The following is a 22761-nucleotide window of genomic DNA, read 5'->3' on the forward strand; positions in this document are numbered from 1 at the left end:
CGTGTACGAAGGCGACATCGCCTCCGTCCTCATCACCGAGCAAGAGATCAAGGACAAGATCGCCGAGCTGGCCGAGAAGGCCGCCGCGGACTACACCGGTGGCGGTGACCCGGCGGGCGAGGGCGAGTCGAGTGGCACGGACCTCGTGCTGGTCGGCGTGCTCAAGGGCGCCGTCATGTTCATGACCGACTTCGCGCGTGCGCTTCCGGTGCCCGCGCAGTTGGAGTTCATGGCCGTCTCCTCGTACGGCTCGTCGACGAGCTCGTCCGGGGTGGTGCGGATTCTCAAGGACCTGGACCGCGACATCGCGGGCAGGGACGTGCTGATCGTCGAGGACATCGTCGATTCGGGCCTGACGCTGTCATGGTTGATGAAGAACCTGACGGCGCGCCACCCCCGTTCGCTGAACGTCGTGTCACTGCTGCGTAAACACGAGGCGGTGCAGGTCGACGTGCCGGTGAAGTACATCGGCTTCGATATTCCGAACGAGTTCGTCGTCGGCTATGGTCTGGACTACGCGGAGCGTTATCGTGACCTGCCCTACATCGGCACGCTCGACCCGAAGGTGTATTCAACGTAGGGCGATCCGCTACCTGAGGTGAGCACATCGCAGCTGGTTCGGGCCACGCGGGTGAAGGCGGAACCGCGGTTCCTTCGATCGCGTCATACCGAACGCGTTGATGCGTTAACCTAAGCGAAGATCGCAGGTCGGCTGCCGAAAGGCCTGCCGTCGGCTCTGAGGGGACGTAGGGAGAGTCTGGAAGATGGGGAACAGCAGTCACGCGGACGCGGCGGCGTTCCGCCAGGCGGCGGTCAACGGCCAGGTCGGGATCGACCCCGACCACGCCGAGACGGTGCTGAACAAGCTCCGCACCGGCAAGGACGCGGTCGAGGCGCTGATCCAGAAGGCCGAGGAGCTGTCGACCCCGCCGCAGATCGGTGCGAACCCGGTCGGCAACGCGATGGCCACCAAGTTCTCCGAGCGCGCGGGCGGCCGCGAGTCGTACGCCGACGCACTCCGGAACCTCTACACCCAGTACGACGAGGCCGAGCAGGCGATCACCACGGCGATGCGCCGCTACCGCGACATCGACGAGGAAAACGCCCAGCCGTTCACCGGGCAGCTCTGACGCAGGGGGAAGTGAGCAGTGAACATCGACAACGATTCCGGTCTGATCGGTTCCGACCTCGCCGGTGACGGTGCGGCCGGGGACGCCCCGCTGGAGGCGGGTCCCGCCCCGATCGAGTCCGGCCTCGAGGCAGGCCCCGCTCCGGTGGACGCCGGACTGCAGGGCGGCCCCGCGCCGCTGGCGGGCGTCGGCGGGGGCGTGCGGCTCGGCGAGGCGGGCGAGGTCTCCGACATCGTCGGCCGTGCGCGCAACCGGCAGGACGGCTTCGCCTACGACAGCGAGCGGGCTATCGCCGACCGTCCCAACTGGGAGGCCCACGAGAGCAAGCAGCTCTACGCCTTCGCGACGGTCAACAACGTGCCGGGCAGTGCCGAGGAGATCGGCAGCTCGTGGGGACGGCACGGCACGACGCTGCAGCAGGTCTCCGAAGACCTCTACGCCACGATCAGCGAACTCGGCACGGCGTGGATCGGCCAGGCCGCCGGTGCCGCGCAGGGCGCGCTCGTGGGCATCGCCAACTCCAGCTCGCAGGCCGCCGAGGCGGCCAGGGCGATGAGCCAGCGGCTGTCGCAGCAGGCCTCCGCCGCCGCCGAGCTGAAGAAGATGCCGCAGCCGGAGGAGTTCGACCCGGCTTCGGAGACCGCGAACATGCTGGCCATGGGTCCCGCGGCGATGGCCAAGGACATGAAGGAGAAGTTCGACCAGGCCCGCGCGGTCAAGGCCCAGCAGGTGCAGTACCTGAACACCTACACCGCCGCGATGTCCGAGGTCGACAACTCCACGCCGAGCTTCGGGCCCGAGTCGCTGGGGCTGAAGCAGTCGACGAACTCGGGCGGTACGCACGTGTCGTCGGTCGGGGGTCCCGGCGCGGTCGGTTCCGTCGGTTCGGTCGCCACGGGTGGCCCGACGGGTGGCGTGCGCGGCGCCGAGGGCCTCGCGGCCCACGGCGGCCCCGCTCACCAGGCGGCTTCGCAGGCGCCGCAGCAGCCCGCACCGCAGGCCCCGCAGCAGCCGGCCGCACAGGCGCCCGCTCCGGGTGTCTCCGCGGCCGGGCAGGCGGCGCCGTCGAGCCCGTCGGCAGGCGGTCTCGGCGCGGTCGCAGGTGGTGCCGCGCTCGCCGGTGGCGGCGCCGCGCTCGCGGGCCGTGCGCTGGCGAAGGGCAGCAAGACCAGCGCGTCCGACAAGGAGCAGCACGACGAGGGTGCGACGTCGGCGCAGTCGCAGCAGGCGGCCCAGCCCGCGGCGTCGGTGCAGCAGCCGCAGAACTCGGGTATGCCGGGCGCGGGCGGCGTCATCGGTGGCCGCGAGGCCGCCGCGATGGCCCCTGCCGCCACTCCGATGGGTGGCGGTGGCATGGGCGCCGGCGGTATGGGTGCCGCGGGCGCCGCCGCGGGTAATGCCCAGGGAGAAGAGGAACACACGCACGCGTCGTTCCTCATCGAGGCCGACCCGGACGACGTGTTCGGAGCGAACCAGGCGACGGCACCGCCCGTGCTCGGCGCCTGGGGCCCGGACGACGAGGAGTGATGACCTTTGGCGGAGCGGCTCACGCCACTGGAGTTCGATTTCCTGTGGGAGTCGTTCGGCGCCGGTGAGCTGCCCTATCCGCTCGAGGTTCGATCGCACGGGGAGACGCTGGAGCAGCGAGCGACACTGCGGGCACAGACTCTGGCCCAGCTGGCTGCGCGGGGGCTCGTCGACGAGTCCGGCAGGCCCGCGCCGTTGATCGAGGACTGGTTCGGGTGCCTCGCGACGGCACAGGTGAGCCTGGACTCCGTGCAGGTCGACGCACCGGACGACGAACCGCATCTGGCGATTGCGGCTGCGCTCGGACCCCAGGGCGTGCTGGTGATCTCGGACTCCGGCGGATACTCGATCGACCGGGTACCGGCCGACGGCCTGGCCAGCGCCGTGGTGGGGCTGCTGCCCGCCGAACGTCGCGGCGAGGAGAAGTCGATCACCGTCCCGCTGGAGCAGCTGTTGTCCGGGTCGGGAGTGGACTTCCTGCAGCGGCGCGGCCCTGCCGGTCCCGACGGCAAGGCGGGGCCGGACGACGACCGCAAGGCCCTCGCCCGGCTCAACGCGCAGCCGCGACTGCGGGGCGGGCAGATCGGCGCCAACGCCCGTAACCCGTCCGGTGGCCGGACGCGGATGCCGGTACTCAGCTGGTTCGACACCGAGTCGGGCCGCTACTTCACGCAGGCCAGTCGCGGCCGGGACGGCCGGGACTGGATCACCATCGCCCCCGCGGACGCTCCGACGTTGCGGCACCGCCTTTCCGAAATGCTCGCCGGTGCGGCAGGCGCTGCGGCGACGGCGTCGCTGTGACGGCGGGCAGGGAGAAGCGCTGACGAGGTCGGTTCATGTTCACGCATCAGACGAGCACCATCGCCAGTTCCGAAATGGTCGGGAGGATCGTGACCACCCAGGAGTTCTTCAGCCCTGTCACGTTCGACTTCCTGTGGGAGCGGATGGGTGCGGGCGAGTTGCCGTACCCGCTCAAGGTCGCCTCGCACGGTGAGACCGAGAACCAGCGGCGCATGCTGCGGGACCGCGCCGAGCAGGAGATCGAGGCCCGTGGCATCGAGGGCTCCCCGGTCGAGGGCTGGTTGGACCTGCTGGGCAGGGCGTCGATGACGGTCGATGCACTGTTCATCCCGGAGTTCCAGCATCCGCCGGTGGGGGCGATCGCCGCCTCGGACGGCAAGCAGGCGGTGCTCGCCATCCAGGACAGTGAGGGGGTGCGGCTGCGCGCGGCCTACCCCGACGGCCTGGCCTCGGGCGTGGTCGACCTGCTTCCGCAGGCGCAGCGCGGCACCGAAGCGTCGATCACGCTGCCGCTGGGCGAGGCGCTGCAGGCGCGGCCGGACCGTACCGGTGCCCTTGCGGGCAGGACCGGCGGCGACGGTGACGGTCGTAAGCGCGGTGGGTTCGCCGACCGTGCCAGGGACCCGCGGGAGGCGTACTCGCAGTTGATCGCCCAGCCGAGGCTGCGGGGCGGTCAGCTGGCAGCGAACAGCAGGGACGAGCTGGGCTACAAGCAGCGCTCGGCGGTGCTGGCGTGGTTCGACACGGCGACGGGCCGTTACCTGAGCACGTCGGCCAGCGGCAGCGACGGCAGCGAGTGGGTGACCGTGGCTCCCGCGGACGCGAAGACGCTGCGCAGCAGGCTCGGTGAGCTGCTGGCCGGGGTCGTTCGCTGAGCGGGCGCGGCCCGTCGGCCGGTGTCCGGCCGTGGCTGTCGCGAGTGGATCAGGTGATGCCGCGCACGCAGCGGGAACATGTGCCGGGTGGTGTCCGTTGACTTATCGGTGACGGCTGCCGAGGTGGCCGGAGCCGATGCGCGGATTTCGTCGAGGACGCCCCGATGGCCCCGTTCACCGGGCGGTACCCTGATAGAACGGCATTCGCCGCGGGAGTGCGAACCGTGCACCAGCGGGAGTTGACAAGACCGTGACGGCGGAAGTCACCACCCACCGCCTAACCAGGGAGGGTCGAGGCCTCAACGGCCGGATCTAATGGACCGCAAGCGCCTGCTCAAGAACCCACTGCTGTGGATAGTCGCGGTTCTGCTGCTCTATTTCGCGTTCAGCATGCTTTTCGACGGCGACCGTGGCTACACGGCAGTGCCGACGTCGCAGGCCGTGCAGCAGATCGAATCCGGCAACGTCACCGAGGCGAATCTCGAGGACAAGGAGCAGCAGCTCAAGCTGCACCTGTCCGAGGGCATCAACGTCGACGGCGAGAACGCCAAGCAGATCATCACGAAGTTCCCTGGAGGCGCTTCCGGGCAGCTGTACAACGTGCTGCTCGACGCCCGCACGGGCTCCGGTGACAACGGTCAGAGCATCAAGTTCGACACCACGGTCACGCAGGACTCGTTCTTCACCCAGATGCTCATCTACATGATCCCGCTCGGGATCCTGTTGCTGCTGCTGATGTGGATGATGAACAACGCCCAGGGCGGCGGGAACAAGGTCCTCAACTTCGGCAAGTCCAAGGCCAAGCAGCTCAACAAGGACATGCCGACCACGACGTTCCACGACGTGGCGGGTGCCGACGAGGCCGTCGAGGAACTGCACGAGATCAAGGACTTCCTGAGCAGTCCCGGTCGGTACCAGCAGCTCGGCGCGAAGATCCCGAAGGGCGTGCTGCTCTACGGTCCGCCCGGTACCGGTAAGACGTTGCTCGCGCGGGCCGTGGCCGGTGAGGCCGGCGTGCCGTTCTACACGATCTCCGGTTCGGACTTCGTGGAGATGTTCGTCGGTGTCGGCGCCTCGCGTGTCCGTGACCTGTTCGAGCAGGCCAAGCAGAACGCGCCGTGCATCATCTTCGTCGACGAGATCGACGCGGTGGGCCGGCAGCGCGGTGCAGGCATGGGCGGCGGCCACGACGAGCGCGAACAGACGCTGAACCAGCTGCTCGTCGAGATGGACGGGTTCGACTCGCGCGGGGGCATCATCCTCATCGCCGCGACGAACCGTCCGGACATCCTCGACCCGGCGCTGCTGCGGCCGGGCCGGTTCGACCGGCAGATTCCGGTCGCCGCGCCGGACCTGCGGGGCCGTGAGGCGATCCTGCAGGTGCACTCCGCGGGCAAGCCGCTGGCCGAGAACGTCGACATGAACGGCCTGGCCAAGCGCACGGTCGGCATGTCAGGTGCGGACCTGGCGAACGTCATCAACGAGGCGGCGCTGCTCACCGCACGCCAGCACGGCACGGTGATCACGGATGCGTACCTGGAGGAGTCCGTCGACCGCGTGGTTGGCGGCCCGGCTAGGAAGAGCCGGATCATCTCCGAGCAGGAACGCAAGATCACCGCGTATCACGAGGGCGGTCACGCGCTGGCCGCGTGGGCGATGCCGGACATCGAGCCGGTGTACAAGCTGACGATCCTGCCGCGCGGTCGTACCGGCGGGCACGCGCTGATCGTGCCCGAGGACGACAAGGACTTGATGACCCGTTCGGAGATGATCGGCAGGCTGGTGTTCGCCATGGGCGGACGTACGGCCGAGGAGCTGGTCTTCCACGAGCCGACGACCGGTGCGTCCTCCGACATCGAGCAGGCCACGAAGATCGCCCGCGCGATGGTCACCGAGTACGGCATGAGCCCGCGGCTGGGTGCTGTGAAGTACGGCCAGGAGCAGGGCGACCCGTTCGTGGGCCGTGCCGCTGGGCAGCAGGCGAACTACTCCCTCGAGGTCGCGCACGAGATCGACGAGGAAGTCCGCAAGCTGATCGAGACCGCCCACACCGAGGCGTGGGAGGTGCTCAACACCTACCGCGACGTGCTCGACGAGCTGGTGGTCGAGGTCCTCGAGAAGGAGACGCTGCAGCGCCGCGACCTCGAACGGATCTTCTCGGCCGTCGAGAAGCGCCCGCGGATCACGGTGTTCAACGAGTTCGGCGACCGGCTTCCTTCGGACAAGCCGCCGATCAAGACGCCGCGCGAGCTGGCCGCCGAGCGGGGTGATCCGTGGCCCGAACCGGAACCGCCGCGGCAGCCGGAGCCCGCGCCCGTCGCGGCGCCAGCCCCGCAGTCTCCGGTGGTCGGGGAGGAACCGCAGAGCGGCGAGCTGCCGCAGCCGGGCCAGCCGCAGGGCGGGGCGCCGCAAGGTGGAGCGCCGCAGGGTGGACCGCAGGACGACCAGCAGGCTCCCGGTTCGTACAACCCGTACGCGCCGCCGTCGGGTCCGAACGGCACGCACGGGCAGAACGGTGGCCAGAACGGTGGTCGGCAATGGCCGGGACCGCAGCAGGGCGGCGGTCAGGGCCAGCCGGGCCAGCCGTACGGTCAGCAGCCGGGGTCGCGGCCCGCGGGCCCGCCGAACTACGGCGCGCCTCCCGGGTGGACGCCCGCGACGTCGCCGAACCCGCGGCCGACGCGACCGTGGGCCCAGCCCAACCCGAATCCCCAGCCGCAACAGCGCCCACAGGACGAGGGCGGCTCCGACGAGCAGGACGGTCACCATCGCTAGCGAGATCTCCGAGAACTGGTACGCGGTGGTCGACGAGGACAGCGTCGACGCACCGCGTGCCACGGGCCGGTCGTTCGATCAGGCGCGTGCGGAGGCCGCAGTGCGCGAACTGCTGCTCGCCTGTGGGGAAGACCCGGACCGCGACGGGCTGAGGGAAACGCCCGCGCGGGTGGCGCGGGCGTACCGCGAGATGTTCGGCGGGCTGTACAACGATCCGGACCACGTGCTGGACCGGACGTTCGACGAGAGCCACGAGGAGCTCGTGCTGGTGACGGACATCCCGTTGTACAGCCAGTGCGAGCACCACCTGGTGCCGTTCCACGGGGTGGCGCACGTCGGCTACATCCCGAACGCGCAGGGCAAGGTGACGGGCCTGTCGAAGCTGGCCCGGCTCGTCGACCTGTACGCGAAGCGGCCGCAGGTGCAGGAACGGCTGACGACCCAGGTCGCCGACGCGCTGGACCGCAGGCTGAACCCGCGCGGTGTGATCGTGGTGATCGAAGCCGAGCATTTGTGCATGGCGATGCGGGGTATCCGCAAGCCGGGCGCACGCACCACGACGTCGGCGGTCCGCGGGATCATGGAACGTTCGGCGACCTCGCGTGCCGAAGCGTTGCAGCTGATCAAGGGGAGCCGGTGAACGAGCGCATTCCGACGGTGGATCGCTGTGCGGTGATGGGCGTCCTGAACGTCACGCCGGACTCGTTCTCCGACGGCGGCAGATACCTGAGCCGCGAGGACGCGCTCGCGCACGCACACGCGATGTGGCAGCGCGGCGCCGACATCATCGACGTCGGCGGCGAGTCGACGCGGCCCGGTTCCGAGCGGGTGGACGCAGACACCGAACTGGCGCGGGTCGTGCCGGTGGTGCGACAGCTCGCGGCCGACAGTCTCCGGCTGTCGGTCGACACCACGCGCGCAGCGGTCGCCGAGGCCGCGGTCGAAGCGGGCGCGCGGATCATCAACGACGTCTCCGGCGGACTGGCCGACCCGGACATGACGAAGGTCGCCGCGCAGACCGGCGCCCCATTTGTGATCATGCACTGGCGCGGTCACAGCAAAGACATGAACGCGCTCGCCGAGTACACCGACGTGGTGGCCGAGGTGCGGGACGAGCTGCGCGCGCGGATCGACGAGGCGCTGGCAGCCGGTGTGGCCGACGACGCGATCGTGCTCGACCCGGGCTTGGGTTTCGCCAAGCGCGCGGAGCACGACTGGGCGCTGCTGCACCGGCTCGACGAGTTCATCGACATGGGCTTTCCCGTGTTGGTGGGCGCCTCGCGGAAACGATTCCTCGGCGCGCTGCTGGCCGACGCCGACGGTGAACCACGGCCCGCGTCGGGCAGGGAAGTGGCCACGGCGTCGATCTCCGCACTGTCCGCGGCCGCCGGGGCGTGGGGCGTACGGGTGCACGACGTCGGCGCGTCGTTGGACGCGGTGAAGGTCGCCGCAGCCTGGGCCGAGGGCGGCCGGTGAGCGGGCCGGACACGCCGGCGCAGGTGCGCGACCGCATCACACTGACCGGCCTGCGGGTGTTCGGCAGGCACGGCGTTTTCGACCACGAGAAGCGCGACGGCCAGGAGTTCGTCGTCGACATCACGGCGTGGCTCGACCTCACGCGAGCCGCGGCGTCGGACGAGCTGACCGAAACGCTGCATTACGGCGAGCTGGCGCAGTTGGCGGCCGACATCGTGGGCGGCGAGCCCTACGACCTCATCGAGGCCGTCGCCGGCCGGATCGCCGACGAGGTGATGGCCGACGAACGTTTGTCGGCGGTCGAGGTGACGGTGCACAAGCCGACGGCGCCGATCCCGCTGACGTTCGCCGACGTCGCGGTGACCGTCGGGAGGCAGCGTTGACCCCGGCCGCGCCAGGCAGGACAGCGGGTGGCGTCCCCCCAAAGGCACCTTCGGGCACTCAGGCACTGCCACGCGTCGTCGTGCCGGTGCGGGGTGGTGGCCGGGCCGGCGGGCGGGAGCCCCGGATCTTCCGTGGGCTCTGTACCTCCCGGAGTTGGACGTCGCCGAGGGCGCCTTTGAGGCATCGGGGAGGCGTCCGATGAGCACGGCGGTGTTGTCGCTGGGGTCGAACCTCGGCGACCGGCTTGCGTATCTGCGGCTGGCCGTCGACGGCCTGCGGGACTGCCTCGTCGCGGTGTCGAGCGTGTACGAGACCGCGCCCTGGGGCGTGACCGATCAGCCCGACTTCCTCAACGCGGTGTGCATCGTGGCCGACCCGGCGCGCGACCACTGGGCGTGGCTGCGCGCCGGGCAAGCCCTCGAACGTGAGGCCGAGCGCGTGCGTGAACAGCGGTGGGGCCCGAGGACGCTCGACGTCGACGTGGTTTCGGTCGACGACGTGCGCTCGGCCGACCCGGAGCTGCGACTGCCGCACCCGGGGACGGCCGAGCGCGCGACCGTGCTCATCCCGTGGCTCGAGATCCACCCGGACGCCGAGGTGCCGGGTGTCGGACGGGCTGACGCCCTGCTCACCGCCCTGCCCCCGGCCGACCGCGACGGCGTACGCAAGCGCACGGACCTGTCGCTCTGAGCCACCCGCGGTGCCCTCAAGGGCACCTTCGAGGCATCGAACGCGGCCACGCGCCGGCATGCCCGCGAGGGGTGGCGGTCGAAAGCCCTGTCCCCTCACGGTCGAGCATGCGGGCGCCTGTCGCGTCGGCCGGTTAAGCCGACGCGCGAACCGCCGAGACGATCCACTCCGTCGCCGCGATCCGGCTGGGGATGGGCGGCCAGCCGTTGACGATCGCCAGGAGCTGCCAGTAGCGCTCGGCCCTGGCGTCCCCGCCCGTGTCGATCTGGCCGGCCAGCCACGTGCGGTACTCGGGGCCGTCGACCGGCTCGGGAACGCCGTCACCGACGAACCACGCGGACGTGTCGCCCTCCCCGAGCGAGGCTCGCACGATCTCGTCGGCCAGTTCCTTGCCCTCGGCTGCGGCCGGGGACACCCCGGCGTCGGAGAAGCCCTGCGCCCGTGCGTGCCAGTCGTCCCAACGGTCCTTCTGCGCCCACGAGAACGCGTCGATGTTGTGGCCCGCCTCGCGCCGCTGCGCCTGCTGTTCACCCATACCCCGGATCAGGGCCCGGAACTCGGCGTCGGACACGAGCTCTGCGAACTCGATCCACGCCTCCAGCTGCTCCGGGGACGGGTCGTCCGGCAGCTCGGGCTTGGCGGACCGCATCCATGCGTAGAACTCCGTGTCCACGTCCAGGCCTGCGGTGACCTCGTCCCAGAATTCGTCGACGAGCCGCTTGCGCTCCTCGTCCGACATCGATGCCAGCTTGTTCATCAGTTCCACCTCTTTCAACTCGGATTCACGGTTCGCGACCGCCCGCAGCACGGCCCTGCGGTGGCGCAGTTCGCGCAGCCGGTCGTCGAGCGCAGCCACGTGCGCCTTCGCCAGCTCCGCGACCGTCGACGCACCGGCGAGCACCCGTTCGATGTCGGCGAGGCCCAGACCGAGCTCGCGCAGCGTGCGCACGAGTTCGAGCCGCGCCAGTGCAGTGACGTCGTAGAGCCGGTAACCGGCCGCGGTGCGGTCGCTGGGAGGCACGAGACCTTCGTCGGAGTAGAACCGGATCGTCTTCACCGGCAGGCCGGTGCGCCGTGCCAGTTCGCCGATCGTGAACTTGCCCGATGGGGTCATCTCCGCCTCCATGAATCCGAGCTTCGAGGCTCCAGTCGGTGGAGAGTCAACAACAAATCCCGGACCGACGCCCGACAATTGCGGAGACGGGCCGGACCGGACGGACACACGGACGCAGAACTCGCCCGTCCGAACGCAGGACACGCGTGCCCGAAGGCAGGACACGCGCGTCTGGGTGCAGGACACGCACGTGGGGTCGTGGAGTCGCGGGTGCCCAGTACGGTTGGGACATGCACTTCACGCGCCCTCGCGAGCTGGTCGTCGCCGGGCTGATCGGGCTCGTCGCGGTGTATCTGCTCTTCGAGTTCGCGTACGGCCAACTGCCGAGCCTGCCGACTTTCGCGGGTACGACGTTGCTCGTGCTGGCCGCGATCGAGACGGTGCTGGCGTTCGTGGTGCGCGCCCGCATCCGCGAGGGACGTGTCATCACGGGGCTCGGTATCGCCCGTGCGGTCGCGCTCGCGAAGGCGTCGTCGCTACTCGGGGCCCTCATGCTCGGTGCCTGGCTCGCGGGTGTGGCGTTCCTCGCGCCGCAGGCGAGCGACATCACGGCGGCCGCCGACGATCTGCCGGCCGCGGTCGTCGGGGCGGGCTGTGCAGCGGCGTTGATCGGTGCCGCGTTGTGGCTCGAACACTGCTGTCGCGCACCGGATACCGGCGACCGCAACGAGTGATCACAACCGACCGGCCAGCGATCAGAACCCGCCGCTCGAAGTACCGACGAGGTCACGATCGGACAACTGGAAGGTACGGTATCCGGCATGACTGGCGAGGGTGAGGACGAGCCCGGCCGCAGATCGGGCGGCCGACTGTGGCCGGCCGTGGGCGTGCTGTTCGCGCTCGGCGCCACCGTCGCTCTGATCCTGGCCGAGGACATGCGGCTGCTGCGGCTCGGCATCCTGGCCGCCCTCTGGGCGGCGCTCATCGGCACGTTCCTCGCGACTCGGTACCGCAAGAAGGCGGCGGAAACCGAGGTGGCCGCGTCGAAGGCCCAGGAGATCTACGAACTGGAACTGGAGCGTGAGGTAGCCGCCCGTCACGAGTTCGAACTCGAAGTGGAGGCCGAGACCAGGGAGCGGGTCGAGGACGAGTCACGGGCCGAACTCGAGGCGTTGCGCGCGGAGGTCTCGTCGCTGCGGGAGAGCCTGCAGTCTCTTTTCGGCGGCGAGGTGATGTGGGAGCGGATCGCACTCACCGCCCAGTCGACCCGCATGCGCTCGTTCGGTGACGACCGGCCGCTCGTCACCGCGAGCGAGAGCTCGGAGAAGCCCCGGTTGACCGCGGGCCGCGGCGAGAATCCCACCGAGTTCATCGGCCGCGTCGTCGAGGCCGACAGCGGCGACGCCGGCGCCATCGCCAAGGCCATCGGCACGGCGGGACGTGGCGGCAACGGCTCGTCGCCCACGTCGAACGGTGCCACGTCGAACGGTGCTGCGGCGAACGGTGCTGCGGCGAACGGTGCGGCACGGAACGGAGGCGGAGCCGGTGCGGCCGCGCCCAACGGCGCGGGACCCAACGGCGGGGGACCCAACGGCGCGGGACCCAACGGCGGGGGACCCGACGCCGGGGGACCCAACGGTGCCGCGCCCAACGGTGCGGTCAACGGAACCGGCGCGGCGAACGGTGCGATCCCCCGGCGGCAGCCCGGTCGTTCCGACCCGGCATCGCAGTCGACGGCCTGGTTCGCACCACCGGCGGCCCGCGCCGACGACAACGCCGACGACTCCGGTGCCGACGACGCCGACGACACCGACGACGGCGCCGACGTAGATGACGAGTCGGACACCGACCGCGCTCCGGCTCCGGCACCGGCCGCGGATCCGCGTGGCGCTCCTCGTAAGGCCCGTGGTCCCCAGCGGCGCCAGCAGGCGGGTTCGCCTCCGGTGCCGCCGCAGCAACGCCCCGGTGCGAAACAGGCGCCGCCCGCGCGGAAGGCGCACCCGGCACCGTCCAGGCCGACGGCACCGTCCCCGCAGTCGGCACAGTCCCAGCAGCCGGCACAGTCCCCGCAGCCGGCACAGTCTCGGCAGCTGGCACAGTCTCAGCCTGCGGCGACGCGGCAGGCTCGACCGCAGCAGGGTGGCGGGCGGCCGCAGCGGGGTCCTTCGGAATCTCACGCCGCTCGCACTCAGGCCGGCCCCGGCATGTCGACGGCCTTCGACGACCGTGGGTTCGACGACGGGGGGTTCGACGACGACGGGGAATTCGACGACGGCGCCCTCGACGACGACCGCACCGAGGCCGCGCCCGACGGCCGCGCGGACGGCGGGTCCGGTGCCGGTGACCGGGCAGGCGGCGCGCCGGCCGGTTCGCCCGACGAGGACCCGACGCGCCGCGTGCGTGCCCGCGAAGCCGCGACGGCGAAGGAACGTTTCCGTCCGGCACAGCGCGCGGGCGCTCCGCAGGCGCCGGGCCGGTCGCAGACACCTGGCCGGTCGCAGTCGCCGGAGCCTGGGGTGAAGTCGCCCCAGCCGCCGGCGCCCGCCCGTCCGGTTCCGCCGCGTGCCGCCGAGTCGCGTTCGTCGCAGCAGCCGGCAGGGCAGCCGAGCCGGACCGGTCAGGAACCGCGCGAGGGCAGCCGCGGTGGTTCCGACCAGCGGGAGCGGAACGCGGCAGCCGCCACGGCGCAGCAGCCCGTGGCGCCTGCGGCCGAGCAGGACCGATCCACGGGGTCACCCTCACGGCCGAACGAATCCCGCAATGAGGGTCAAAATCGACGTGACGTTGGCCTCACTCAGGAGAGTGAAGCGGGTGCGCGTGCGCGTTCTGCCTCGCAACCTGGGGCGTCGGCTGGTCAGGGTATGGACAAGCCCGGATCACAGACCGCTTACGCTCAGATCCCCGAGAGAGACTCCGGAGGGGCGCGTGACACACGCGCCGGCGCTCCGAAGGCCGTCGAGCCGGCACCCGAGGTGGCTCAGGCGGAACAACCGATCGCGAAGGGACCCCTTCCACCCATGTCTTACCCCGAGCAGCCCGCCGGCGCGGCCGACTCGACCGAGGCCTCCGGCGAGGATTCCGTCGTCAACCCGACGCTGCCGCCCGAGGTGCGCGATCTCGCGCGCAAGCCGGGTGGTCGCCGCCGGCGTGCCGAGCCGGAGGACGACGAGTCGCAGGCCGAGGAGGCCTCCGAGGCCGGCGGCGGTCGTCGCCGCGCTCCGGATCCCGAGGACGGCGAGCCCACCGGTTCACACTCCTCCGGCCGTTCGGTGAGCGAACTCCTCGCCGCCTACGGCACGGGCGACACGACGCCGCGCCGTCGCCGTCGCGCCGAGGACTGAACCTCCCCGCTTCGTCACGCCGCGCCCTCCGGGGCACCGTGGTCGCGATCTCCGCGGCCGGGTGCCGCGGAGGGCGCTGTCATCCCGTGACGCCGACGCTCGCCGGTCCGTATCACTCACCCGGGCATCGGGGCCGGCTACTACCCTGCGCGGCGTGAACGGAGCGGCGACCGTCGTGCGGCACGCCCGGCGGAACATGACACGTCTGGTCACCGTGCTGGTGCCGGTGACCGGCATGGTCGCGGTCGCGATCTGCGGCCTGATCGTCTTCGGGCTCGTCACCGTCCAGGCGGGGGCGCTGCCCGTGATCGTCGGCGTGATCGCCGCCGTGGTGCCGGTCTCGATCGTCACGGCCGCGCTGCTGTGGGTCGACCGCTGGGAACCCGAACCCGCCAAGTACCTGCTGCTGACGTTCCTGTGGGGAGCGTGCGTGGCAACGCTGCTGGCGCTGCTGGTCAACGACACCGCCAAGAGCGTCGGCGACTACCTCCTCGGCTTCGAGGGCGGCAGCAGGATCGCGACCGTCATCTCCGCTCCGCTGGTGGAGGAGGCGATCAAGGCCGTACCGCTCGTCGCGGTGCTGCTGCACCGGCGGAGCGAGTTCAACGGCGTGGTCGACGGCATCGTGTACGCGGGTTTCAGCGCGGCCGGGTTCGCGTTCACCGAGAACGTCTACTACTTCGCCAGCGCGTTCAACGAGGCCGGTTTCGGTGGCGGCATGTCCTCGGGCGTGCTCGCGGCGTTCACGCTGCGCGGGGTGATGTCGCCGTTCGCGCATCCGCTGTTCTCCGTGGTCATCGGTATCGGTGTGGCGCTCACGGTGCAGAAGCGCTACTACGGCGCCGCCCGGTTCACGTTGCCCGTGGCGGCCTATGTCGGTGCCGTGTGCCTGCACGCGCTGTGGAACGCCGCGGCGACGTTCGGCGGGGCGCGGACGTTCCTCAACGTGTACTTCCTGATCATGGCTCCGTTGTTCATCGGGGTCGGCCTGATCGTGGTGTGGCAGCGTCGCCGCGAGCAGCGGATCGTGGCCGGGGCGCTGCCTGCGATGGCCCGTCGCGGCTGGATCGCCCCTTCGGAGATCGAGCTGTTGTCGGACCTGGCCGCCCGCAGGCAGTGGCGGAGGCAGGCACGCCGCGAATCGGGTGCCGAGGCTGCGCGGGCCGTCGGGGACTACCAGGCCGCCGTGACCGAGCTGGCGTTCCTGCGGCGCAGGGGTGTGACGACCGACGGCGACCGCGCCCGTCACGACGGCCTGCTCGCCGAGGCCAGGCAGGCGCGGGCCGACGCCGTGAGCCTCGCGGGCAGCGGGTGAAGCTGGTCACCCGAGCGCGTGACGACGTCCGGATCGGCGCTACGCTCGCGGCGTCGTCTGGTACCCGCGACGAGGTCGGGACTGGAACGAGTTTTGGGAGTTTTGCGGCCATGAGCCTCCGAAGGGGCGCGCGATGACGCGGCCTGCCCGCCTCGCGGTGGGCGTCGTGTCGGCGGGACGCGTCGGCAGTGTTCTCGGTGCGGCACTGACCCGCGCCGGACATGTCGTGACCGCGGTCAGCGCGGTGTCGGACGCGTCCGTGCTGCGCGCCGAACGCCTGCTGCCGGACGCCGAGATCCTGCCGCCCGACGAGGTCGCCCGCCGCGCCGATCTGGTGCTGCTGGCGCTGCCCGACGACGTCCTCGAGTCGATGACCGCGGGCCTGGCGGGTGCCGGTGCGCTGCGCTCCGGCCAGATCGTCGTCCACACGTCGGGTGCCCACGGTGTCGGTGCGTTGCGTGCCGCCTCCGACGCGGGTGCGCTGCCGCTGGCGCTGCACCCGGTCATGACCTTCACCGGTCGCGCCGAGGACCTGGACCGGCTGACCACGGCGAGTGTCGGCATCACCGCGACGTCGGGTGACGACGCGGCCTGGCACGTCGGGGAGGCGCTGACCGTCGAGATGGGCGCCGAGCCCGTCCGCGTGCCCGAGGCCGCCCGTCCGATCTACCACGCGGCACTGGCCCACGGCGCCAATCACCTGGCCACGGTCGTGGCCGACTGTGTCGACCTGCTCGCCGACGCCGGCGTCGATCACCCGGACCGGGTCGTCGCGCCGCTGCTGTCGGCTTCGCTCGACAACTCGCTCCGCCACCACGGCCGCGCCCTGACCGGGCCGGTCGCACGCGGTGACACCGGCACCGTGACCGCACACCTGCGGGTGCTGGCGGAGCGGGCGCCGGACGTCGAACCGACCTACGCCGCGCTGGCGCGCCGCACCGTCGCGCGGGCGAGACTCGCCGGGCTGCTCGGCGACGACGCGGCAGCCGAACTGGAAAACCTCCTCGACAACCGATCGTGACAGGCAGAGAACCTCCCATGACCTTCCCGAAGCACACGCCCAAGTTCACGCGAGGCGAGCTCAACGTCTACCGCCGTCCCACGGAGGCGTCGCAGGTGACGGCTGCGCTCCGCGGGGTCGGCCGCAACGTCGCGCTCGTGCCCACGATGGGTGCGCTGCACGCCGGGCACCGCGAACTGATCCGCAGGGCCAAGCGGCTGCCGAACACGATCGTCGCGGTGTCGATCTTCGTGAACCCGCTGCAGTTCGGCGAGGGCGAGGATTTCGACGCCTACCCGCGCGAGCTCGAACACGACCTCGAGACGCTGCGGGAACTCGGCGTCGAGCTCGCGTTCGTCCCCGAGGTCGAGGACCTGTACGGCGAATCGGGCGTCACGGTGACGCTCGACCCCGGTCCGCTCGGCGGCGAACTCGAGGGCGAGATGCGGCCGGGGCATTTCGGCGGCATGCTCACCGTCGTGGCCAAGCTGCTGAACATCACGCGCCCGCACTACGCGTTCTTCGGGGAGAAGGACTATCAGCAGCTCGTGCTGGTCAAGCGCATGGTCGAGGATCTGAACCTGGAGACGCGCATCGTCGGCGTGCCGACGGTGCGGTCCGACGACGGGCTGGCCCTGTCGTCGCGGAACGCGTATCTGTCCGAAGAGGATCGCCGCAGCGCCGCCGTCCTGTCGACCGCCTTGGGGATGGGCGTGAACGCAGGGGCCGACGGCGCGGAGGCGGTGCTGGAAGCCGCACGCAGGGAACTGGCGGCGCACCCGGAAATCAAGATCGAATATTTGGAGTTGAGGGGAACCGATCTGGGGCCCGCACCCGTCGATGGTGAGGCCAGGTTGTTGATCGCGGCCAGGGTCGGCCGCACCAGGCTGATCGACAACACGCCGGTGCCGCTCGGTGCCGCCGCCGCCGGACTGGGCGACGACCAGGACGCGGCGGACCACGACGACGTGGCAGGCGATGACGCGGCGGGCGACGACGTGGCAGGCGAAGGCCGGAACGCCGCCCCAGTGGGAACAACTCCGTCTCAGCAGGGGTATTAAGGGAGTCGAAGATGCACCGCACCATGCTCAAGTCGAAGATCCACAGAGCCACGGTCACACAGGCCGACCTGCACTACGTGGGTTCGGTGACGGTGGACGAGACCTTGATGGAGGCCGCCGACCTGCTGCCGGGCGAGATGGTGGCCATTGTGGACGTCACGAACGGCGCGCGGCTCGAGACCTACGTCATCCCGGGCGAGCGTGACAGCGGGGTGCTCGGCATCAACGGCGCGGCCGCCCACCTGGTGCATCCCGGCGACATCGTCATCCTCATCGCCTACGGCCAGATGGACGACGCCGAAGCCAGGAAGTTCCGGCCGCGGGTCATCTTCGTCGACGCCGACAACCGCATCGCCGACCGCGGAGCCGACGCGGGCCACGCCCCGGAGGGCTCCGGCCTGGTCTCCGGGGCGCTGCCGATCGACGACACCGGGCACGCTTTCATCGAGGGTGAGCTGCCCGCGTACCCGGTGGCCGAGACCGCCGACGCCGCCCGCCTCGACGCCCTGTTGTACGCGGAGGGCTGAGGCGCGCGTGCTGCTCACCATCGACGTCGGGAACACCAACATCTCCCTCGGCCTGTATCCCGAGGAGGGTTCCCGCGTCGAACTGGTGCGTGACTGGCGCATGCGCACCGACTCGCAGATCACCGCCGACGAACTGGCGCTGACCATGCGAGGACTGCTCGGCGAGCACGCCGACAGCATCACCGCGATCAGCGCCCTGTCGACCGTGCCCGCCGTGCTGCGAGAGTTGCGGGTGATGCTCGGCCGCTACTACGCCGACGTGCCCACCGTCGTCGTCGAGCCCGGCGTGCGCACCGGCGTACCGCTGCATGTCGACAACCCGAAGGAGGTCGGTGCCGACCGCCTCGTCAACACGCTCGCCGCGTACCACCTGTGCGGGACCGCCTGTGTCGTCGTCGACTTCGGCACGTCCACGAACGTCGACGCGATTTCGGCGAAGGGTGAGTTCCTCGGCGGCGCGTTCGCACCGGGCATCGAGATCTCCGTCGACGCGCTCGCCTCCCGGGCGGCGGCGTTGCGCAAGGTGGAGTTGACACCGCCGCGTTCGGTGATCGGGAAGACGACCGTGGAATGCCTCCAATCCGGCATTCTGTTCGGTTTCGCAGGTCAGGTCGACGGGCTCGTCCGCAGGATCGCGAAAGAACTCGGCGACGGCCCCGTCGAGGTGATCGCAACCGGCGGGCTCGCACCGCTGGTGCTGGGCGAATCGGAAACCATCACCGAACACCGGCCCGATCTCACGCTGCTGGGTCTCCGGCTCGTCCACGAACGGAATCCGGAGCGCGGTACCGGCCGCGCCGCCCGGCGGAATTAGCACCCGCGCGACGGCTCGGTCGATGGCAGGAGCCGGTTCACGAGCTCGCCTCGGCCATTCGTACGCTGGTGCGCATGAGCGATATCCCGGAACACTCCCAGAGCGACGACGACCTGCCGGAGCAGATGCGGGTGCGCCGGGACAAGCGCGACCGCCTGCTCACCGGCGGTGCCGAGCCGTATCCGGTCGAGGTGCCGCGCACGCACACGCTCGCGCAGGTGCGTGCCGCTCACCCCGACCTGGCAGCGGACACGCAGACCGGTGACGTCGTGGGCGTCACCGGCCGCGTCATGTTCATGCGCAACACCGGCAAGCTGTGCTTCGCCACGTTGCGGGAGGGCGACGGTACCGAGCTGCAGGCCATGCTGAGCCTGGCCAACGTCGGCGAGGAGTCGCTGTCGGCGTGGAAATCCGATGTCGACCTCGGCGACCACGTGTTCGTCCACGGTGAGGTGATCACCTCCAAGCGCGGCGAGCTGTCGGTCATGGCCGATTCGTGGCAGCTCACGTCGAAGGCGATGCGCCCGCTGCCGGTCGCGCACAAGGAGATGTCGGAGGAATCCAGGGTCCGGCAGCGCTACGCCGATCTGATCGTGCGGCCGCGGGCCCGCGAGGTCGTGCGCACGCGCGCGAACGTGCTTCGTGCACTACGCGATTCTTTCCACGGCCGCGGATTCACCGAGGTCGAGACGCCGATGTTGCAGACGTTGCACGGCGGGGCTTCCGCCAGGCCGTTCACGACCCATTCCAACGCCTTCGACATGGACCTCTACCTTCGTATCGCCCCGGAGCTGTATCTCAAGCGGTGCGTCGTCGGTGGTATCGAGAAGGTCTTCGAGATCAACCGCAACTTCCGGAATGAGGGCAGCGACTCGTCGCATTCCCCCGAGTTCGCGATGCTCGAATACTACGAGGCGTATGCGACGTACGACACAATCGCCGACCTGACGAAACAGCTCGTCCAGGAAGCCGCGGTCGCCGCATTCGGTTCACAGATCGTCACGCTCCACGACGGAACGGAGTACGACCTCTCCGGCGAGTGGGCGTCGATCACAATGTACGAGTCGCTCTCCGAAGCACTCGATGAGGAAGTCACCCCGGAAACGACGGCCGAGAAACTGCACGCCGTCGCCGAGGCGCGTGGCATCGAGGTCGATCCGAAGCTCACCCACGGCAAGCTGGTTGAAGAACTGTGGGAAGAGCTCGTCGGCGACCATCTGTACGCGCCGACATTCGTGCGGGACTTCCCCGAGGAAACCTCGCCGCTCACGCGTGCGCACCGGACCAAGCCGGGGATCGCGGAAAAGTGGGACCTGTATGTGCGGGGATTCGAGCTGGCCACCGGCTACTCCGAACTGGTCGATCCGGTCATCGAAAGGGAGCGGCTGACGGCTCAGTCCAAGCTGGCGGCAGGCGGTGACGCCGAGGCCATGCAGCTGGACGAGGATTTCCTTCGGGCGCTCGAGTACGGAATGCCGCCTACCGGCGGCGCCGGAATGGGAGTGGACCGGCTGCTCATGGCCCTCACCGGCCTCGGTATCCGGGAAACCATCCTGTTTCCGCTGGTCCGGCCCGAATAGTTTCGATCTACCCGTCTGGATGGGAGGCGAGGCGAAGTCGTCTCCCATCCATCGGGAAACCCGACAAAACTCGGGCGCCTGATTTGCTTTTATGAGTTCGCAGGGGTATTACTGTCAGCAGTTCCCCGACTTTGCCTCATGGGGACGGCTGGCCCGGCCGGATCGGCAAGCCGGTTCGGTTGTACGGTTCCATGAGGTTTCCGGCACCGATGGGGATCGGCGGTCTCATCGGTCTATCGCAGGTTTCACAGGAGGAAAACAAGGATGGCGCAGAAGGTTCTCGTCTCCCTCGTCGACGACCTTGACGGGTCGGAGGCGGAAGAGACCGTCGAGTTCGGTCTGGACGGTGTGACGTACGAGATCGATCTCTCGGCGGAGAACGCCGAGGAATTGCGTGACGCGCTCGCGCAGTACGTCGAGCACGCCCGCCGGGCGGGCGGTCGCAAGCGCACGACCCGCGCCACCGCGTCGAAGCCGCAGGCAGGCCGTAGTGCTGCGGTCGACCGTGAACAGAACCAGGCGATTCGTGCCTGGGCGCGCAAGAACGGTTACGACGTTTCCGACCGCGGCCGTATCCCGTCCGAGGTTGTCGACGCCTACCACCGCAAGAACTGAGTGGGCATTCCGCGGGCGCGCACGTCGCCGCCCGCGTTCGAACGAGCCTTCGAAGGGCCTCCCGGTAGTCGCCGGGAGGCCCTTCGTGTTTGTGATCCCGCTTACGCCGCGAACGGATCTGCCGGTGCGGAGGCGATATCGCGTATCGGTGGGCGGCTTCGCGTCCGCCGCGGTTCGATGGGCCGAGCACGGACGACAACGCGATCGCCCCTCCGGTTCCTGTGGCCGCGAGAGAACTCGCCTGCGGTCCTCGTCGGAATCTGATGCGGGTCCCCGCCCGGCGCCGTGTGCCGAATTTGGCGGGCGGATGGGGCGGCAGGCGGATGGGGCGTTCGGTTCGGACGTGAAGGTCCCCGCGCCGGAGCCCGTGACGGACGGTGCACTGGGAATGGCGGGGAAGGATTCGGCCTGGCGGTCCTGCCGGCGAACCGCGTGGCGCACCGGCACGGGAAGCCGGGCCGCTCGCCGGTACGGCCGCGCGAGTGGGCCGTGCGCTAGTCCCCGCGGTGCCGGTCCTCGCAGTTCGGGGCCTCGTGGTTCCGGCCCCAGAGCTGCCGTTCCGGGGTGCGGCGGCGGAGCCGGGGGCAGCCGGCACACTCGTCGCGGCCGGGGAGCAGGTGGGTGAAACAGCAGCTCTGCCGCCGCCTCGCCCAGCTGTCGTCGTCGGTGCCGAGCGTCGACGGCGACGTCAGCGGTGCGAACGGGGCGTCGAGCACCAGCGTGGCGTCGGCGACCCCGGCGCCCTCGTCGCCGCAGTCGCGCCCGGCCCACCAGAGGCAGTCGTCGAGCGCGTCCGTGGCGGCCGACCACAGGGTGTGTGTGCCGATCCGGCCGGCGCGGCGGTAGGTGCGGACGAACCGGGCGGCGTGGCCCGTGTAGCGGCCCCGCAGTATGGCGGCGAGTTCGCGTTCGTCGGCGGCGACCGACGTCTGCGGGTCGGCACATGCCGGGTCGAACGGCAGGCACGCGAAGCCCTTGCCGAGTACGGCGATCGCCTCGGGGCTCGGCCGTCCGTCGGTGGCGAGGCGCACGGCGAGGTCGTCGGGGCGCAGTGAGGGCACGCGGCGTTCGTGGAACAGCAGGGCCGCCCCCGCGTACGCGGGGATGCGCAGGTACCAGGACATGACGTAGGCCAGTGCGGTACGGCCCGGCGCCTCGCCGTAGGTGTCCTGCAGCCACTGGGTGGTGCGTGCCCACCAGGCGGTGAGGTGCTGCGGGTCGTCGAGTAGGTCGGAGCAGCGGATCCAGTCGGGGCCGGAGGCCGAGGCGGTGAGCGTGAACCGGTCCTGGGCCGCGTCGATCCGGGCGAGCGACGCGCCGAGGGCGGTGCTGCGGGCGGTGTCGGTGGCGCGGTCGCCGATCCGAGTGGTGCCGAGCCCGGGCGTACCGGGCCGGGTGCTGCGGGCGGTGCCGGCCCCGTCGGTATCGGACCTGCTCGTGCCGGCCCTGTCGGGACGGGACGGGACGGCCGTGTCGGCGTGGGCATCCGTGCCGCCCCGGACGGCCGCTTCGCCGTCGACGCTGTGTGCAGCGTCACGCACGGATCGGTCGACGGTCACGGCTTGCTCCAACGGTGTGACGACGCGACGACGGGTGCCCCCCCCCGACGCCGGAGTACTTAAGGGGAGCCTAACCTTAACCGCAAGGGTGGACTGCGCCAGGCGGGTGACACGATGGTGGAACAGTGGGAACGCGAACCGGCTGCACACGGCGCGTGACGCGGGCTCACGGGCGTGTTCGCCGGAAGCGGACACGCCCGGGGTAGGGGAATCGCGGCCGCCGCGTACTCGTTGCAC

General features: G+C 70.5%; 20 protein-coding genes and 1 pseudogene. 19 read left to right on the forward strand and 2 right to left on the reverse strand.

Going from position 1 to position 22761, the window contains the following annotated elements; genetic code table 11:
* The first annotated feature begins 1 nt into the window (after position 1).
* The 10 genes from hpt to folK all read left to right on the forward strand — a co-directional run bounded on the left by hpt (position 2) and on the right by folK (position 9658).
* Positions 2-580 carry a hypoxanthine phosphoribosyltransferase gene (gene hpt / locus LY40_RS13725; RefSeq protein ID WP_183782370.1) on the forward strand — a complete coding sequence of 193 codons (579 nt, stop codon included), beginning with the start codon at positions 2-4 and terminating at the stop codon, positions 578-580.
* Positions 581-764: 184 nt separating this feature from the next.
* Positions 765-1130, forward strand: a complete 366-nt coding sequence (locus LY40_RS13730; RefSeq protein WP_183782374.1) for a hypothetical protein — start codon at positions 765-767, stop codon at positions 1128-1130.
* Positions 1131-1148: 18 nt separating this feature from the next.
* Entirely contained in the window at positions 1149-2657 is a 1509-nt protein-coding gene (locus LY40_RS13735) for a hypothetical protein (protein WP_258937074.1), read from the forward strand.
* A gap of 6 nt (positions 2658-2663) precedes the next feature.
* Positions 2664-3458, forward strand: coding sequence for an ESX secretion-associated protein EspG (locus tag LY40_RS13740; protein ID WP_183782377.1), 795 nt, complete (start codon positions 2664-2666; stop codon positions 3456-3458).
* Between the two features lie 89 nt (positions 3459-3547).
* Positions 3548-4333, forward strand: a complete 786-nt coding sequence (locus LY40_RS13745) for an ESX secretion-associated protein EspG (protein WP_183785332.1) — start codon at positions 3548-3550, stop codon at positions 4331-4333.
* 315 nt (positions 4334-4648) lie between these two features.
* The gene (gene ftsH, locus LY40_RS13750) at positions 4649-7108 is read left to right on the forward strand and encodes an ATP-dependent zinc metalloprotease FtsH (RefSeq protein WP_258937075.1); all 2460 of its coding nucleotides are present in this window, start codon (positions 4649-4651) and stop codon (positions 7106-7108) included.
* 25 nt (positions 7109-7133) lie between these two features.
* Positions 7134-7748: a GTP cyclohydrolase I FolE gene (folE, locus tag LY40_RS13755; protein WP_258937076.1), complete on the forward strand. Its 615-nt coding sequence runs from the start codon at positions 7134-7136 to the stop codon at positions 7746-7748.
* A 35-nt stretch (positions 7749-7783) separates the two neighbouring features.
* Entirely contained in the window at positions 7784-8584 is an 801-nt protein-coding gene (gene folP / locus LY40_RS13760; protein WP_183785336.1) for a dihydropteroate synthase, read from the forward strand.
* Between the two features lie 23 nt (positions 8585-8607).
* On the forward strand, positions 8608-8967 hold the full coding sequence (folB, locus tag LY40_RS13765; RefSeq protein ID WP_183785338.1) for a dihydroneopterin aldolase: 360 nt from the start codon (positions 8608-8610) through the stop codon (positions 8965-8967).
* A gap of 199 nt (positions 8968-9166) precedes the next feature.
* Complete coding sequence (gene folK, locus LY40_RS13770; RefSeq protein WP_183782382.1) at positions 9167-9658, forward strand: 2-amino-4-hydroxy-6-hydroxymethyldihydropteridine diphosphokinase; 492 nt, start codon at positions 9167-9169, stop codon at positions 9656-9658.
* 133 nt (positions 9659-9791) lie between these two features.
* Here the strand turns inward: folK and LY40_RS13775 are convergent, their stop codons facing one another.
* Positions 9792-10772 (reverse strand): MerR family transcriptional regulator, encoded by a 981-nt coding sequence (locus tag LY40_RS13775; protein WP_183782385.1) that lies wholly within the window; start codon positions 10770-10772, stop codon positions 9792-9794.
* A 230-nt stretch (positions 10773-11002) separates the two neighbouring features.
* Here LY40_RS13775 and LY40_RS13780 point away from each other — a divergent pair, with 230 nt between their 5' ends.
* From LY40_RS13780 to LY40_RS13820, 9 genes and pseudogenes are all read left to right on the forward strand, one after another.
* Positions 11003-11446: a DUF3180 domain-containing protein gene (locus LY40_RS13780; protein ID WP_183782388.1), complete on the forward strand. Its 444-nt coding sequence runs from the start codon at positions 11003-11005 to the stop codon at positions 11444-11446.
* A gap of 87 nt (positions 11447-11533) precedes the next feature.
* Positions 11534-14053: a DUF6779 domain-containing protein gene (locus LY40_RS13785; RefSeq protein WP_258937077.1), complete on the forward strand. Its 2520-nt coding sequence runs from the start codon at positions 11534-11536 to the stop codon at positions 14051-14053.
* A 196-nt stretch (positions 14054-14249) separates the two neighbouring features.
* Complete coding sequence (locus tag LY40_RS13790; RefSeq protein WP_183785340.1) at positions 14250-15368, forward strand: PrsW family intramembrane metalloprotease; 1119 nt, start codon at positions 14250-14252, stop codon at positions 15366-15368.
* A gap of 124 nt (positions 15369-15492) precedes the next feature.
* Positions 15493-16389, forward strand: a pseudogene (locus tag LY40_RS13795) (Rossmann-like and DUF2520 domain-containing protein); the annotation flags it as partial.
* A 17-nt stretch (positions 16390-16406) separates the two neighbouring features.
* Entirely contained in the window at positions 16407-17429 is a 1023-nt protein-coding gene (gene panC, locus LY40_RS13800; protein WP_183782397.1) for a pantoate--beta-alanine ligase, read from the forward strand.
* A gap of 11 nt (positions 17430-17440) precedes the next feature.
* Positions 17441-17956: an aspartate 1-decarboxylase gene (gene panD / locus LY40_RS13805; RefSeq protein WP_258937078.1), complete on the forward strand. Its 516-nt coding sequence runs from the start codon at positions 17441-17443 to the stop codon at positions 17954-17956.
* Between the two features lie 7 nt (positions 17957-17963).
* On the forward strand, positions 17964-18770 hold the full coding sequence (locus LY40_RS13810; RefSeq protein ID WP_183782404.1) for a type III pantothenate kinase: 807 nt from the start codon (positions 17964-17966) through the stop codon (positions 18768-18770).
* Positions 18771-18844: 74 nt separating this feature from the next.
* Positions 18845-20350: a lysine--tRNA ligase gene (lysS, locus tag LY40_RS13815; protein WP_258937079.1), complete on the forward strand. Its 1506-nt coding sequence runs from the start codon at positions 18845-18847 to the stop codon at positions 20348-20350.
* Between the two features lie 264 nt (positions 20351-20614).
* Positions 20615-20965 (forward strand): histone-like nucleoid-structuring protein Lsr2, encoded by a 351-nt coding sequence (locus LY40_RS13820; protein ID WP_183649029.1) that lies wholly within the window; start codon positions 20615-20617, stop codon positions 20963-20965.
* A 494-nt stretch (positions 20966-21459) separates the two neighbouring features.
* Here the strand turns inward: LY40_RS13820 and LY40_RS13825 are convergent, their stop codons facing one another.
* Positions 21460-22524 carry a (2Fe-2S)-binding protein gene (locus LY40_RS13825; protein ID WP_258937080.1) on the reverse strand — a complete coding sequence of 355 codons (1065 nt, stop codon included), beginning with the start codon at positions 22522-22524 and terminating at the stop codon, positions 21460-21462.
* Between the last annotated feature and the right edge of the window lie 237 nt (positions 22525-22761).

The sequence above is a fragment of the Prauserella salsuginis genome, assembly GCF_024648885.1.
Lineage (GTDB): Bacteria > Actinomycetota > Actinomycetes > Mycobacteriales > Pseudonocardiaceae > Prauserella > Prauserella salsuginis.

What these genes read in the sequence shown, in the direction of transcription:
- panC (WP_183782397.1), top strand. Translation starts at nt 16,407, where the DNA reads ATGACCTTCCCGAAGCACACGCCCAAGTTCACGCGAGGCGAGCTCAAC.
- LY40_RS13820 (WP_183649029.1), top strand. Translation starts at nt 20,615, where the DNA reads ATGGCGCAGAAGGTTCTCGTCTCCCTCGTCGACGACCTTGACGGGTCG.
- panD (WP_258937078.1), top strand. Translation starts at nt 17,441, where the DNA reads ATGCACCGCACCATGCTCAAGTCGAAGATCCACAGAGCCACGGTCACA.
- folP (WP_183785336.1), top strand. Translation starts at nt 7,784, where the DNA reads ATGGGCGTCCTGAACGTCACGCCGGACTCGTTCTCCGACGGCGGCAGA.
- LY40_RS13730 (WP_183782374.1), top strand. Translation starts at nt 765, where the DNA reads ATGGGGAACAGCAGTCACGCGGACGCGGCGGCGTTCCGCCAGGCGGCG.
- LY40_RS13790 (WP_183785340.1), top strand. Translation starts at nt 14,250, where the DNA reads ATGACACGTCTGGTCACCGTGCTGGTGCCGGTGACCGGCATGGTCGCG.
- ftsH (WP_258937075.1), top strand. Translation starts at nt 4,649, where the DNA reads ATGGACCGCAAGCGCCTGCTCAAGAACCCACTGCTGTGGATAGTCGCG.
- LY40_RS13785 (WP_258937077.1), top strand. Translation starts at nt 11,534, where the DNA reads ATGACTGGCGAGGGTGAGGACGAGCCCGGCCGCAGATCGGGCGGCCGA.
- lysS (WP_258937079.1), top strand. Translation starts at nt 18,845, where the DNA reads ATGAGCGATATCCCGGAACACTCCCAGAGCGACGACGACCTGCCGGAG.
- folK (WP_183782382.1), top strand. Translation starts at nt 9,167, where the DNA reads ATGAGCACGGCGGTGTTGTCGCTGGGGTCGAACCTCGGCGACCGGCTT.
- LY40_RS13775 (WP_183782385.1), bottom strand. Translation starts at nt 10,772, where the DNA reads ATGACCCCATCGGGCAAGTTCACGATCGGCGAACTGGCACGGCGCACC.
- LY40_RS13780 (WP_183782388.1), top strand. Translation starts at nt 11,003, where the DNA reads ATGCACTTCACGCGCCCTCGCGAGCTGGTCGTCGCCGGGCTGATCGGG.